Below are 15,881 nucleotides of genomic sequence, written 5' to 3'. Positions count from 1 at the left end.
TCCCCCCGCTCTACTTTCCAATAAATTCAGGTTTTCTTTTTTCAGTAAATGCAGTTATTCCTTCTTTCCCATCTTTTGAGGAAAAAGCCGTTGCAAAAGCTGATGTCTCGATCGTTAAACCAGACTCAATGTCAACATTGCTTCCATTATTGATTGCCAGCTTTGCCATTTGTAATGCGACAGATGGTTTTTCCACCAGTTTCTGTGCCCATTCAATCGCTTCATCAAGCAATTTTTCATGTCCCACAACTTTATTGACAAGTTGGAATTCCAGTGCTTTTGCTGAGTCCAACATATCACCAAAGTAAATTAACTCTTTTGCAATCCCCTGGCCAACAATTTTCTGCAGGCGTTGTGTTCCACCACCACCAGGAATAATGCCAAGCCCTACTTCTGGAAAAGCAAATTTAGCCTTATCGGAGCTAATTCGTAAATCACATGCCAACGCCAATTCAAACCCTCCACCTAAGGCGAGACCATTAATGGCAGCAATTACTGGTTTGGTAACGTTTTCAATTTTAGAAAATACAGCCCTTGATTTTTTATTCATCTGATTAACGCCAACTAAATCCTTTGAAGCCATTTCTTTTACATCTGCACCAGCGACAAATGCTTTTTCTCCACTTCCAGTTAAAATAATTGCTTTTACTTCTTCATTATCTTCTAATTCATCTATCAATTGATCTAACTCTTTAAAAACTTGAGAATTCAACGGATTTACCGGTGGATTATTGATCGTTACAATTGCCAGATTATTATTAATATCACAGATAAGATTTTCGAAATTCATTTAAATTTCCTCCTTAAATCAATAATTATTTATAGTCATAGAATCCCGCGCCTGATTTCTTACCATTTCTTCCAGCTCTCATCATTTGCTTCATTAACATCGGTGGAGCAAAACGGTTATCATCGAATTCATTTGCCATATACTCCATTACGAAATGACCGATATCGACACCCGCATAATCCTGTAATGTAAATGGCCCCATCGGATAGTTCAGTCCCAGCGTTACTGCTTTATCAATATCTTCCGCAGATGCAACGCCTTCCTCCAATAATCTGATAGCTTCAATAAATTGTGGAATCATAATACGGTTAACAATAAAACCAGGTGTATCTTTATTTACAACAACCGGCTCTTTATTGAGGTTTTTAGATAATGCTCTTAACTCTTCCACCGTTTCATCATTTGTCTCGTAACCACGAACAACTTCTACCAGTTTCATTAATTGTGCAGGATTGAAGAAATGCATCCCGGCTACTCGTTCAGGACGATTTGTTGCACTTGCAATTTCTGTAATTGACATGGAAGATGTGTTTGTAGCAAGTATTGTCCCTTCAGGAACGATACGATCAAGATCAGCAAACACGCTTTTCTTGGCATCCATATCTTCAATAATTGCTTCAATAACAACATCTGCTTCTTTTAAATCTTCTATTTTAGTTGTTACTTGTATTCGCCCAAGCACTTCTGCCTTTTCTTCTTCTGTGATTTTACCTTTTTCAACACTTTTACTCATAAATTTATCGATTCTTGATAAACCATTTTCTATAAATCTTTCTTCAACATCTCTTAAAATAACATTATATCCAGATGTAGCAGCCAAATTTGCGATACCACTTCCCATTGAACCTGCACCAACTACACCAACTGTTTGAATTGCCATCAAAAATTCCTCCCTTTATTAGCTTCATTATTTTTGTATAAATTAATTATAAAAGGAATAGTTGGAAATTAATATATTCATAATGTATGAAAATGCAATGTTGTTTCATATAAAATGTAGTAAACGTTTATGGATAAAAAAAGATTTAACGATGCCCCTCCTTTTCGTTATGCTGTAAATCGAATAATTTATAGGTCATCATCAAATTAAAACGAATGTCAGAATCATCCATATCCACTTCAAGGATCTCTTTGATTTTTTCTATCCGGTAGAGTAGTGTACTACGATGAATGAATAATGCATCTGATGTTTTTTTAATACTTCCATTTTGTTCTAAGTACACTCTTAATGTCTTAAACAGATTAATATTATTCCCTTTTGAATGGTCCATAAGTTTTTCTAAATAATTTTGCATAAAATAATGGGCTTCAGCTGTATCTTTTATTAAATGCAGTAATGTGTACGAACCCAAATCTTCAAAAAACGCGTAATGTTCTGCAATCTGTTGATGGATAACAACATTAAGTGTTTGAAGCGCCTGTTTATAACATTTATAATAATCTTCCAGTTTATTTGTTTTTCCACCTATTCCAAGCATTCCATAACAAGCCACTTCTCCTTCAAGCAGCCATTTCTGTATGTTTCTGACTAACTGATTCCAGTACTTTTTTTCATTTGGAATTTCTTTTCCTTCTGGAGCTATTAAAATGTATACTTCACCTTTTTTCGCAAACATGATATTTGGATCATAATTAGAGATTTTTGATTTTAATTGATCGAATACCGTCGACTTTTTTGCTTGTTGTTCAAGAATATCATTCGAACGTAATTCCACTTCATCCAATTTGATAGATAAGACAGCGACACGGTGGGAACCAAATACATTCCACTGAAAAATATTTGCATATTGCATAATCATATCTACTTCTTCAATTTCTTCCACAAGTAACATATCCACAAAATTATCTTTCACCTGTGATTTCGTATCGAGGACAAGCTTTTGTTTAATAAATTGAACCGAATAAATATTTCTTATTAAATCAACTGCTAACTGATCAAATGCTTCGAGCTCATTTTCATCATTTTCAACGATGAAATACCCAACTAAATCCCTGCCGCCATTAACCGGACAAATAAAAAATTCCCTCACCTTTCCATCGATATGCAGGGAGATTAATGAATAATCGGAGGTATCCTTAACCTTTTCCATTTGTACTTTAATTTCTTCCAGGATTAATTCTATATTCTCAACAGGGAAGGATTTGTAAGAAATTGGATGTAAAAAGCGATCCATTAACAGAACTGGTTTTTGAAACATATCACTCACAACCGTTGTTATTCCATTAAAATCATCCTCGTTGATTGTCTTTTTAATTAAAATTTGCTGATAATCTAATAAAGAATGCAGCCGTTTCATTTGGTCTCTTTCATTTTTATATAAATAAGCATTCCTCAACAAAGATGAAACATGTTCGGCCATAACTGTTAACATTTCCAAATCTTCATATGTAAAAATACCTGTCTGCTTTTTTTCAACATGTAATACGCCAACTGTCTGCACGTCCATCATTAATGGAACCGTAAGTTCTTTTCCACCAGGTGCCTCCAAATACGGAAAATACTCTTTTAGTACATAGTTTTTCTGTACGAATATTTTTTCCGGTCTCCAGAAACTGCCATAGGATGGTGGTTGAAATTTAAAGTGATTTTGTTCTTCATCATATAAATAAATCCCAGCAAATGTCGCATTCGTTCCTTTCCCGGCTTGATTAACAATTTTTTCCACGAGATTTTCAATCGATTCATTTAGAGAAAGATTTTGACTGATGAATTCGATACCCATCATTTTCTTTTGTTCCTGTTCTTTTTGTTTGGTTAGAGAAAGTGCAAGTGCGATATCTTTTCCAAATTCATCAAATGTCTCGTCCAGTTCCAGTAATGGAATAAAATCAAGGTATCCAATTGCACAAAAACCATACGTTCGTTGTTCATCCTGAATCGGAACCGTAAACCATGTCTTGATATCCTCGTTATTAACAAGGTTTATAAACTCACAAGTTTCATCAAGATGGTCATCATCAAATTTCACACTTTGCTGAAACAATGATGGTGTACAATCATCGACCTTTATCGGGAACCCTCTTCTTAAAACGTCCAGTCCACCACTCCACATCTTTGGAGAAATGCTGTCACCTTCCTGAATAATTACACCCACAAAATCACATTCAAATCGTGATTGAAATGAATCCGCAAGATATCGTAATACTTCTTCCTCTGTATCAAACTTTAAAAGCTGTCTTGCAGTAAGTCTCAGATGATTTTCTATATTTCTTATTAGTTTATCTCGTTTATTCATTGGCATATTGACCCTCCTCCCTCAAGTTTGGTAATAACTGAAATAAATGAAAATTCCAATCGAAATATTATTAAGTATAATGGAGTAATTTCACTTTTACAAGAAGAATAGAACCTAGAAGTCGCTTAGCTAAGGACTTTAGTAACGATCGTGGAATGTTAAGAAAAAATTGGTAAACAAGGTAAAAGCACTATCACCGTTAGGCGAAAGTGCTTTAATATATCATGATTAACGAAGTCTATCAGCCAAGTTTTCTTTTAGTTCCGTTTGTAATTTAAGTTTACTGATTTTCCCTGATGCTGTCATCGGGAGTTCAGGAACAATAGAAATGATGTCAGGAACTTTATAGCGTGCCACTTTTTCTTTGATATAATCTTCTAAATCTTTCTCTGTCAGTGAAACATTTTCCTTTAATGTAATTGCGGCACATGGAATTTCCCCAAGGACAGTATCCGGTAAACCAACAATTGACACTTCCAGTACCTCATCAAGCTTGTAAAATTCTTCTTCGATTTCACGTGGATATATATTGTATCCACCTCGAATGATCAGGTCCTTCTTCCTGCCAACAATTCGAACATTTCCCTTCTCATCCATTGTACCTATATCCCCGGTTCGAAACCAACCGTCCTCACTCAATACTTCCTTCGTTTTTTCAGTCATTTCATAATACCCTTTCATGATACCTGGGCTTCTTGCAACGATTTCACCTATGTCCCTAGTATTCACTGCATCTTCACTTTCCTGGTCAACGATTTCAATTTCAACACCAGGCATTGCCCTTCCAACTGTTTCTGCTCTTGTTATATCGTCGTCTTCGAAGGTACAAAATGTTAAGCATGGGGATGCTTCCGTCATTCCATAAGAACTTAGAACTTCACAATGCATTTTTTCTCGTATTTCACCGATAATCTCACTTGGTATAGGAGCAGCTGCTACAATACCTGTACGTAGAGAAGTCAAATCATATTTATTTATATCTGGATGGTTTAATTCCAAAATAAACATCGTCGGCACCCCGTGATGAACGGTTATTTTCTCCTGCTCTACAATTTGCAGCGCTTTTTCCGCTTTAAACTCCTGTGTTAAAACCATTTTCGCCCCGATAGCAATCGCAGACATTAAACCAGGTACCATTCCAAAAATATGGAACATAGGGACTTGAATCAAAAACACATCGTCTTGTGTACATTCCATAACATCGGATGATACAGAACCAGTGCTTGTTATATTACGGTGAGTAAGCATTGCACCCTTCGGATTACCTGTTGTGCCAGATGTATACATAATAATTGCTACATCTTCTGGCTCCACTTCGGGTAGTACAATGTTGGAATTTTCCACTTTTTCAATCATTTCATCATATGATATCGATTCATCCCGCTCTGCCCGTACAGTGATGAGATGTTCTAAATAATTCCCTTTTTTATAAACATTATAAAATGAATCCCAAAGGTTATCCTCATTTATTTCATCCGTAAAAAAAGCAGCCTTTACCTTTGCATTATTTAAAATATATTCGATTTCTGATTCCTGATACCCTGTATTAAATGGAACCATAACCGCTCCCGTTTTTGCTATTGCAAACACAATAATAACAAATTCATGCCAGTTTGGAAGCGAGACTGCAATATGATCCCCTTTTTGTATACCTATTTTCTTTAATTCTGAAGCAATCAAACTGCTTTCATTATCCAATTCACGATAACTCATTCTTCTGGTGCCATCATATACAGCTTCTTTTTCAGGAAATTGATTGAGAGCAGATTGGAGCAATTGTACAGTTGTAAAATTATTTGTTTTCACCGAATCCATCATTCCCATCCTTTCTATTCTGTTAACGCTTACAATTATTTTTATATTTATCACAATTTTAAAACAGTAATAAGCGAAATGTAACCACCATTTTGTAGGAAATGTGTGTTTTTACATCCTATCTTTTGTACGAAGAAAATGCTAGTCGTCCGTTTAGTTATATATTAGAAAACTTGGCTTTTGTGGCAAAAATCCCTAGCCCGAACTTATGCAGATAGAAAGTTTTACACTTTGGTATGAAAATATGTTTATTAGAACAGGAAAAATTATTAAGTATAACCATCAACCAAGTTCACACCTTTTTCTGGTTGGCTCTTTTCGTAAATATTGTTCCGCTTTAACGTCGCAGTTGATATAAAAGACGAAGTAACCTAACTGTGACTTCCTCTCATCCTTTACAAAATGAGTGCTACTCCATCGCTGCTTAAAAATACTCGCTTTCCACGGGGAATGCTTCAGCCTCCTCACTCGCAAAGCCCGCTCGCTGCGGGGTCTTCAGACTGTTCCTTTTCCCGTTGGAGTCTCGCATTTTTTAAGCAGCTTAGAACAGCTGTGACTGCTAAACTAGAGTAGACAGTTTTTGCTAGATAAAAAGAAACACTTATTTACCCAAATATACCAATAAAATATAGATACTTTCCATTGTAAAATGTTTATATCCTATAACATACAACAGTGGAGGTAGCAGAAGGTGGATAAGTGGGAAATGTATATGGAAATAAGTCAGTTAATCAAAAAGGGATTCAGTAAGACGAAGGTGGCAGACAAGCTAGGAATATCAAGATCAACAGTATATCGTTATCTAAAAAAGTCTCCTTCGGATATGACTGAGTGGGTAGATTCACTTCAAACGAGGAGTAAGAAATTAGATACTTATAAAGAGCTGATATTATCTTGGTTGAGGGAACATCCAGATATGTCCGCCGCACAAGTAGAAGATTGGCTAAAAGAGAAGTACGAAGATTTAAAAATAGGTGAAAGTACGGTTCGATCATATGTTAGAGAGCTTCGAGAGGAATATAAAATAAAGAAGGAAACTTCACCACGAATATATGAGGCTATACCCGATTCACCTATGGGTGAACAAATACAAGTTGATTTTGGTCATACTAAACAGAAAGCAGTCGATAATAAGGAAGTAAAACTAAACTTTATAGCTTTTGTATTATCTAATTCTAGATATAAATATAAAGAATGGTTAGATAGGCCTTTCACTACTCAAGATGTCATCAAAGCACATGAAAATGCATTTAGGTGGTTTGGGGGAATTCCAAGTGAATTAGTATACGACCAAGATAGTTTAATAGTCGTCAGTGAGAATGGCGGGGATTTAATTTTAACGCAAGAGTTCCAACAATATAAAGAATCTAGGAATCTAACCCTTCGTGTTTGCCGCAAGGCGGATCCAGAGAGTAAAGGAAAAATCGAAAATGTAGTTGGTTTTATTAAACATAACTTCGCTAAACATCGAGTATTTCATAACATTGATTCTTGGAATGAACAGGGTTGGGAATGGCTCAATAGAACTGGAAACTATAAAATTCATCATACAACAAAAAAGAGACCGGTCGAAGTGTTTTCCCTGGAAAGACAACACTTAAGACCAGTCACCAAAAATCTAGATATAAAATATAGCTATGAAAATAGTATATCAAGATGTGTCCATAAGGACAATACTATTCGTTATTTATCTAATCGTTATTCCCTTCCATTGGCGACGTTTGGCAAGTATGAAACTGTCTGCATTAAGGAAACCGAAGAAAAGGAATTAATCATTTATAGCCCTAAAACAGGTGAAATCATCGCAAAGCATAATATCCCTGACGGGAAGGGGTTATTGATTAAAGATAGGAAGCATAGCCGAGATAGAACAAAAGGTATTGATGCATTTATGAATACCGTTTCCCAGCAATTTAATGACAATGAGATAGCTTATGGTTATCTACAAAAAGTAAAAGAAAAGTACCCTCGATATATTAGGGATCAGCTTCAAATGATATTAAAAGAGACAAAAGTAAATAACAGGGAAATTCTATCGGCAGCATTGAATGAGTGTATAAAAAAGAACCTTTATGGTGCAACAGATTTTAGCGATGTCGTCGCCTATGTAAAACAACACCGACAAGTTGAAGACACAGTGACTGACACCGCTGAGAATGTAACACACTTAAAAGGGGTTTCTGGTTTGGTTATGGAGACGGAGACTCAAAAAAGAGAAGTGGATACTTATACTGCCATATTGGAAGGTGAGTCAATATGAGCCAGTTGAACCAATTGAAAGAGTTGATGAAGACTCTACGTTTAGCAGAAACAGCGAATCACCTTCCTACATTAATTAGAGAAGCTGAGCAAAAGGATTCATCCTTTACTCAGTTCCTCTTAGATGTAGCAAAATATGAACAAACTAGGAGAGAAGAAAAGCAATTAGAAAAACGATTTAAATGGGCTACATTTCCTTTCCAAAAGACATTAGAAGAATTCAATTTAAAAGAACAGAAATCATTGAGCAACAAACATTTGAATAGATTGAAGGATTTAACGTGGATAGAACAGTTACACAATATCATTCTATTAGGACCACCAGGTAGTGGGAAAACTCACATTTCAATCGGGTTGGGTATTGAAGCGTTAAACCAAGGTTACAAGGTTATCTTTACTACGATGGGAGACCTTGTCCACGTACTGAAAACGGAGGAAATTACTCGTAAATCACAGACGAGAATGAAAAGAATAAGAGATGCAGATTTAGTCATTATCGATGATTTGATGTTTATGGCAATGGATCAACAGGAAGCAAATATGTTTTTTCATTTGATCAATGATTTATATAATCAGTCATCCATTATTTTAACATCAAATAAAGGACCAAAAGAATGGGGTGAATTATTAGGAGACCAAGCAATTACAACAGCAATATTAGATAGAATTTTACATCGGGTTGAGATTATTCATTTAAATGAAGATAGTTACCGAATGAAACATAGGTCGACCATATTTGGGCAAGAAAGTGTTTCAAATTAATGAGCATAAATTGTGTCTTTTTACTTGACGGTCACAACAGCTTTCTATTTGAGTGAGAAAGCCTCCATGAAACATAGATTCCATGAGCTTTATCCTTTTTATAATCAAAACGCCACTCTTAGCGTAGGCAGAATACGTAGACTCCTGCGGGAACAGCACGAGTCTGAAGACCCCGCAGCGGTGACCTTCCGCGAGGAGACTGAAGCCGTGCCCGCGGAAAGCGAAGTATTCTGCCGAAGCGATTGTGATAGCACTCGGATTCAAAAGGAATGGGAGAAAGCAAAACCATGATAAAGTTACGTCGTCTTTTATATCTTTTGTGTCAAAAGTAATTCACCTTTTCGGTGGGACGAGTATCTCAGTCTCAAGTTAGAGGACAGTCTTCTGGTTAAATTAGCTGCTTTCATTATAGAATATGGCGGCATTCTGTTAGCTGCCATGCTGGTTTCTTAACTGCGAAAAAGAACCAGGCACGCCTGGTTCTCAGATTGTGAAGAAAACCTATTTTATTATCATTTATAAGTTAAACGAAAGATTCTATCTAAGTTGTGCCATCCACAAGTGTTCTGAATTGATAGAGGGGTGAAATTTAAATTCAACTTATATAGATTTATTCTCAACCGCAAATCCCTTTTGGATCATTTTATGTCAGTGCTAGAGATTCCGCCTCCCTGCGTAACGGGCCTTTTATAAACTTACCTGAAGGGGTCGTTGGCAAATCTGACTTAATCTGAAGAAATTCTGGAAGCTTATACGTAGCAATCCCTTTATCCAATAAAAATTCCTTAATATCAGATAAATCAATATCCATATTTTCTCGTAATGAAACAAAAGCACATGCTCGCTCACCTAATCGTTCATCTGGGACGCTTACAACAGCCACCTGATTAATTCCGGGATGCATTTGCAATATCTCTTCAATTTCTGATGCATGGTATTTTAGACCACCACGGTTGATTGTGTCTTTTTTTCTACCAACAAAATGGAGGTATCCTTCATCATCCAGCCACCCTTGATCACCAGTCAAAAAATAACCATCTTCTGTGAATGCCTGTTCAGTTGCCAGCTCATTTTTATAATACCCTCTAAACAGACACTCCCCTTTAAATGCTACTTGTCCTGTTTCACGATTCAAAACCATCCGATGTTTCTCATCAACTATAATCACTCTACCTGCGAGCGTTGGCTTTCCAACGGTTTCCCATGCTAAGGATTCTTTATCATCCGGCCTTGTAAACGTACCCGCACAAATTTCAGTCATTCCCCATTGCGAAATAATACTTGCACCAATTAATCTTCTCAAGTCTTTCACCAGCTGGGAAGGTATCTTTGATCCACCTGTTTGGATTAAACGAAGCTGTAGATTTTGTTCCTGATTTCCACGAATAAAATGAACGATATCGATTAGATGTGCAGGAGATGCTGTAAGATAAGTAATCTTTTCTTTTTCAATTATGTCCATTACTCTATCTATTTGATAGTTATCTAAAATATATTGTGTAGCCCCATATTTCATTCCGGACATAATCAACGGAAGAGAAAACATATGACATAAAGGTGTTAAACTGAGAATCCTGTCCTCAGCTGTAAGTTGATTTTCCTGACTATTTATTAAATGTGCGGGAACAAAGGATTCATAGGTGTGTAAAACAGCCTTTGGATTGGATTCTGTACCAGATGTAAACATAATTAAGGCTGGATCAGTTTTTACTGGTAAACTTGGTTGATTACTATTTTCTGGTACGTCAGTATCTAATAAAGATTCTAAAGATATATTACGATGTTCTTCTGATTGTCCATTGATAATAACGTGTTCCAGTTCCTTTAATTCCGGTTTTAGCTCATTGGCTAAATTTTCATGGTTGAAATTCTTATACGTATCAACGGTTATAAATGCTTTCGTATCACAATGGGACAACATATATTTCAATTCTTTTTTTCTATACGCTGGGCTTAATGGATTAAAAACCAATCCAATTCTTGAGATGGCAAGATGTGTTATGACAAACTCCCATGAATTAGGGAGTTGTACAGCAACAACATCCCCTTTTTTTAAACCCAGTGATAAAAAATGGTTGGCTAACCGATTGGAGAGGAAATCAATCTCCTGAAACGTAAATTGCTTATCCCCTGAAACGAAAGCAATCTTATCATTGTACGCACTAGATGAGTTTTTAATAATGTCATAGATCATTGAGGTCTGTGTATTGGTAGACAAATACATAATATTCCCCTTTTCATCTAAATTGACTTCTAAATAGATAACTTAAATATCTATTTATATAATAATATTGAACATAGTAATTGTCAATATAGTTAAAATTGTTTAAAAACTCTTCGCCTAAGAGATGTTTTATTACTCGCTATTCAATGCCAACGATTGCCTGTAATGTTTTTTTCACTTTCTCTGATGATTCCCTAAAAGACTTTCTTTCATTTTCTTTTAAATTCCATTCATCTATCTGTTGCACACCATTCTTATTAACAAGTACAGGAGAACCTAAACTGACATCCTTCACACTATATTCCCCATGTAAAATCACCGAACCAATCATTTCTGTTTCCTCATCTTGTAATAGCTTGTCTGTAACGATATCTATCCCCCTCGCAGTTGTCCATCCTGTAGTACGGTTTATATTAAGGGAATTAAAATCAATAAACCAGTTCTGCAATTTTGTCTTCATTATTTCCTGTTGAGATTCTGGTGGAACAAATGGTTCGCCATTACGGGTAATATTGCTAAAGATTGGTACTTGTGATTCGCCATGTTCACCTAATACCGGTGTAAAGAATCTGTCATCATAAACATTTAAAGTCTCTCTTAATGCCCATTCAAATCGAAATGAGTCATTCATCGTGTAACCAATCAATTGCTGCTTTGAAAATTGAAATTCCTTATATAGATAGTAATTAAGGATATCTACTGGATTTGAAGCTGTCACTATAATAGATTGCGGAGAATATTTTTTAATATTCCTACCAAATTCTTTGAATAACTTTATATTATCTTTTAGAAAATCATTTCTGGAAGTTACGTCATTCCGATTAGGGACACCTGCTGTTATTATAATAATAGTAGATTCAGTTAAATTAGAATAATCACCAATGTATATTTTTTTGTCCGGATATGCATTTTGTAAATCCATCCAATGGTTTTTCAATAGATTTTCATTGACATCTATTAAACATAATTCATTTAATTTTTCTTTTCGTGCTAACTGAAAGCTAATGGCAGCACCTAGGGTTCCTGCCGCTCCTATAATTGATATTTTAGCCATATAAAATCCTCTTTCCATTGATATTAAGAAATTCTAAAAATCTATTCTTATACAGTTAACCAACAATTGTTTCCTCTGCTACTTCTTCATTTATTTCTATACCTAAACCTGGTGCATTTGAAGATTTAAGATAAATACCATCATCTAATCTTTCCTCTTCAAAAATTGGCCCCTTTAATAGTGTATTTTGGAACGTTTTTCTATCAGGAGTAAAATATTCGATCCATTTAACATTCGATAAACCAGCAGCCAAAGGCATATGAATCTGTTGTAAATTCCATGGTGCTACAGGAATGCTAAAATTAGTAGCATACTGATATATTTTTAGCCAACTAGTAATACCTCCTGTACAACTGGCATTAGGTTGGATAATATCGACATTATGTTCAATTAGCTGACGAAAGTCATTTAACTTAGAATGTTGCTCTCCTCCAACAATATAGGTATCACCTGCACGCTCCTTTACTCTGGAATATCCAATTATATCCTCAGGTGGCACAGGTTCCTCCAACCAGTAAACGTTATATTTCCGCCATTCTTTCAATTTTTCAATTGCTGTATCCGCATCCCATGTTCCATTAATATCAACCAAAAGTTTAACATCCGGACCAATAGCTTCACGAACCGCTTCCACCCGTTCTGTTGCTTCTTTTAATGAAACGGCAGATAATCCCGCTCGGATTTTGACTGCTGTATGTCCCTGTTCTACATACTCTGCTGCTTTCTCTCCCATTTTTTCTGGAGCAAGTTGTTGACCGACATTGGCATATGTTAAAATTTTATCTCGATGGTCACCAAGCAAATGGGACGTTGGTACATTTAGCATCTTTCCTTTTATATCCCACAACGCAAAATCAACAGCTGCTATACAATCGAGAATCATTCCGCGCATTCCTAGCCGCCAGGGTGCATCATACATTCTTTCCCACAATCGCTCTATATGCAGCGGATTTTCACCTAACACAATGTTTCTTAAGTTTCTTCTAATTAATGTCGCAACCACATCCCCGACTTCTCCGTGAGAAAATATGGGAGTTCCAATAAAACTGGTGCCTGTAATACCTTCGTCTGTCTCCACATTTACAACGATAATTTCATGGCCATCAGCATGTGCCATATCTGACCCTTTTAATTGGGCGAATCTTCTGACTATTAGATCTGTTATTTTCAACTTAATCACCCTTACTATTTATTTTTCTTCAATTTAACTGAGAGGAGAATTCTTCTATTTCTGTTTCTAATAGATCACTGTACTCTTTTGAATTAAGCCATCCATCTTTTAAATGTAAATATTGTTGCTCAGCAGTTTCCTGATAACTTTCGCTGGAAACGGCCTCTTCTATTGCCTCTGCCAATATGGTTTTTATTTCTTCAGGTACATCGTTTTTTATCATAAACCCTCTGGACATACCATTTGTTACATCAATTCCTTTTTCCACTGTTGTAGGAGTATCAGGAAAATCTTCCAAACGCTCTGCTGCCAGAATTGTTAATGGAGTAATTTCTCCACCTTCATATAATCCTGCTACTGGACCGATTTCATCAATAATCAAATCAATATGTCCACCTATTAAATCCGTTTGAAATCTCCCGGCATCTTCATAGGCTGTATAATTTAAATCAATATCAGCTGCTTCTTCAATCCTTGAAACAGTTATTTCATCTAATCCACCAGAACCTGTTCCGCCGATAACAATTTCACCCGGATTTTCTTTTGCTGCTTCAATCAATGATTCAAGATTGGAGTATTCACCACCCTCTTGGGCCCATATTGCATAAGTATCTTCGTGAATCCTGGCAAGTGTGTCAAATTCTTCAAAATAATTATCTGTCTTTTCGGCAGCAATATTGATTTGGAAATCTGAAGTCGTTGGCATTATTGTATATCCATCTGCTGGCCGATTATTCAACTCTTGACTTGCAACCGCTCCAGCTGCTCCTGGACTATTTACGACATTCACCTCAGTTTCCAGGATTTCACTTAATTCACGAGCAACTGCTCTTGAGATTGTATCTGTTCCACCACCTGCTCCGCCCCCGGCAATTATTTCAATTGGACGGTTTGGATAATTATCAACTTCTTCATTATTTTTTTCACTGTTTCCTGAAGTTTCAGAACTCCCACACGCAGAAATAAACACGAATCCAAAAATCAAAACGAATAAACCTAATATTCTCTTAGACATAAAAATCCTCCTTTTATCTATTTTTTATTGCTAAGCACCTTTCTTATTACTGGCAGTAATAATACAACGACAGCTAATAGTAAAAGAATCGCACTAATCGGCCGAGTAAAGAAGATTGAATAATCCCCACCAGCTATTTGTATTGATTTTCTTAACTCTTCTTCTGCAATTGGTCCCAGAACAACACCAAGAACAATTGTAGCAACAGGAAATTTTATTTTTGCCAAATAAAACCCTAAGATTCCAAATAACAACATCATCCATACATCAAACATTGAATTTCGATCTGCAAATGTACCTAAAAAACAAAAAATAAGTATAGATGGGCCAAGAATACTATATGGGACCTTTAAAATGTGTTGGAACATTGAAATAAACGGTTTTGCAAAAAACAACATCATTATATTTACAATTAATAGACCAATAAATATGGTATAGATTAACTCTTGCTCATTTGCTAAAAGCATCGGACCTGGTTGCAAACCATGCAAGACAAATGCCCCTAAAATAATAGCTGTCGTCACACTTCCAGGTATACCTAAAGCTAAAAGAGGAACCAGTGCGCCCATTGCCGCACTGTTATTTGCTGATTCAGGAGCAGCGATACCCTCCGGGACACCAGTACCATACTTTTTAGAATCCTTAGACCAACGAACTTCCTCACTATATGCCACTACTGAAGCTGTTGTAGCCCCTATACCTGGCAAAATCCCTACGAATGTCCCTATTAAAGAGGAGCGGGTTATTGTTTTCGAAATCTTCCTGAATAGACTTATATCCAATATTTTAATTTTTAATTTCTCCATTTTTTGCTGTATGCTATTATTCTCACTTGCTTTTCTAAGAACTTCTGATACAGCAAACAAACCAATTAATATTGGTACAAGACCGACACCTGAGCGTAAATCGATACTACTGAAAGTAAAACGGTCACTACCAGTAAGCGGATCAATCCCAATACTCGCTATCAATATTCCAAGCAATGTCCCAATCAACCCTCTCACAAGATCCCCATCACTAAGGGAAGCAACTACGGTTAAGCCAAGGACAGCTAAAGCAAAATATTCCGGAGATGAAAGTTGTAAGGCAAAATCAGCCAGTACCGGCGTAAGAAGCATCAGTATTATCGTTCCTACTATTCCTCCAACAGCTGAACTTGTTACCGCAATTCCCAATGCTTTTCCTGGTTGTCCCTTTTGAGCCATTGGATAACCATCAAATACTGTTGCTATTGCTTCTGGTGTTCCAGGTGTACGAAATAATATAGCACTGATACTTCCTGAATAAACAGACGCAGCATATATTGATGTCATTAACAAAAATGCTGGTATAGATTCCATACCATATGTTATTGGGAGTAAAATCAGAATAAGCATTGCACCACTAATCCCCGGGGTTGCGCCACCCAAAAATCCAATAGCAATCGCTAAAAATAGCAGGAGTAAATGGAATGGTTGTGCGATATTTTCTATCCCTAATAATAATCCTTCAAGCATCCTCTTCCCCCCTCTGTTCAAATAAATTATCCTGTAACGGTCCTTGTTTTTCCTTTGAA

The 15,881-nt window shown here is 36.1% G+C and carries 11 protein-coding genes; 2 read left to right on the top strand and 9 right to left on the bottom strand.

The annotated features are described in order from the left end of the window. Window positions 1-10: 10 nt before the first annotated feature. From ACZ427_RS04090 to ACZ427_RS04075, 4 genes are all read right to left on the bottom strand, one after another. Window positions 11-790 carry an enoyl-CoA hydratase/isomerase family protein gene (locus ACZ427_RS04090; protein WP_461177934.1) on the bottom strand — a complete coding sequence of 260 codons (780 nt, stop codon included), beginning with the start codon at window positions 788-790 and terminating at the stop codon, window positions 11-13. A 25-nt stretch (window positions 791-815) separates the two neighbouring features. Continuing rightward, a complete protein-coding gene (locus ACZ427_RS04085) occupies window positions 816-1,670 on the bottom strand; it encodes a 3-hydroxyacyl-CoA dehydrogenase family protein (protein WP_461177935.1) in 855 nt (284 codons plus the stop codon). 145 nt (window positions 1,671-1,815) lie between these two features. Beyond that, the gene (locus ACZ427_RS04080) at window positions 1,816-4,026 is read right to left on the bottom strand and encodes a helix-turn-helix domain-containing protein (RefSeq protein ID WP_461177936.1); all 2,211 of its coding nucleotides are present in this window, start codon (window positions 4,024-4,026) and stop codon (window positions 1,816-1,818) included. A 228-nt stretch (window positions 4,027-4,254) separates the two neighbouring features. Then, the gene (locus ACZ427_RS04075; protein ID WP_464883531.1) at window positions 4,255-5,850 is read right to left on the bottom strand and encodes a class I adenylate-forming enzyme family protein; all 1,596 of its coding nucleotides are present in this window, start codon (window positions 5,848-5,850) and stop codon (window positions 4,255-4,257) included. 682 nt (window positions 5,851-6,532) lie between these two features. On the opposite strand from ACZ427_RS04075, the gene istA reads away from it, so the two are divergent. Together istA and istB are read left to right on the top strand one after the other, a co-directional pair. Then, window positions 6,533-8,101, top strand: coding sequence for an IS21 family transposase (gene istA / locus ACZ427_RS04070; RefSeq protein ID WP_461180033.1), 1,569 nt, complete (start codon window positions 6,533-6,535; stop codon window positions 8,099-8,101). Next, on the top strand, window positions 8,098-8,862 hold the full coding sequence (gene istB / locus ACZ427_RS04065) for an IS21-like element helper ATPase IstB (protein WP_464883432.1): 765 nt from the start codon (window positions 8,098-8,100) through the stop codon (window positions 8,860-8,862). Before istA ends, istB begins: the two co-directional genes overlap by 4 nt. A 643-nt stretch (window positions 8,863-9,505) precedes the next feature. On the opposite strand, the gene ACZ427_RS04060 is transcribed toward istB, so the two are convergent. The 5 genes from ACZ427_RS04060 to ACZ427_RS04040 all read right to left on the bottom strand — a co-directional run bounded on the left by ACZ427_RS04060 (window position 9,506) and on the right by ACZ427_RS04040 (window position 15,822). After that, the gene (locus tag ACZ427_RS04060; RefSeq protein ID WP_464883530.1) at window positions 9,506-11,080 is read right to left on the bottom strand and encodes a class I adenylate-forming enzyme family protein; all 1,575 of its coding nucleotides are present in this window, start codon (window positions 11,078-11,080) and stop codon (window positions 9,506-9,508) included. A gap of 145 nt (window positions 11,081-11,225) precedes the next feature. Next, window positions 11,226-12,140, bottom strand: a complete 915-nt coding sequence (locus ACZ427_RS04055; RefSeq protein ID WP_461179095.1) for a malate dehydrogenase — start codon at window positions 12,138-12,140, stop codon at window positions 11,226-11,228. 55 nt (window positions 12,141-12,195) lie between these two features. After that, window positions 12,196-13,311 carry a mandelate racemase/muconate lactonizing enzyme family protein gene (locus ACZ427_RS04050; RefSeq protein ID WP_461179094.1) on the bottom strand — a complete coding sequence of 372 codons (1,116 nt, stop codon included), beginning with the start codon at window positions 13,309-13,311 and terminating at the stop codon, window positions 12,196-12,198. Window positions 13,312-13,339: 28 nt separating this feature from the next. Continuing rightward, the gene (locus ACZ427_RS04045; RefSeq protein ID WP_461179093.1) at window positions 13,340-14,326 is read right to left on the bottom strand and encodes a tripartite tricarboxylate transporter substrate binding protein; all 987 of its coding nucleotides are present in this window, start codon (window positions 14,324-14,326) and stop codon (window positions 13,340-13,342) included. A gap of 17 nt (window positions 14,327-14,343) precedes the next feature. Continuing rightward, the gene (locus tag ACZ427_RS04040; protein ID WP_461179092.1) at window positions 14,344-15,822 is read right to left on the bottom strand and encodes a tripartite tricarboxylate transporter permease; all 1,479 of its coding nucleotides are present in this window, start codon (window positions 15,820-15,822) and stop codon (window positions 14,344-14,346) included. Window positions 15,823-15,881: the final 59 nt, after the last annotated feature.

The organism is Virgibacillus ainsalahensis, from assembly GCF_055380755.1.
Note: the sequence above shows the minus strand (reverse complement) of the source record. Positions and strands in the feature narration are given on the sequence as shown.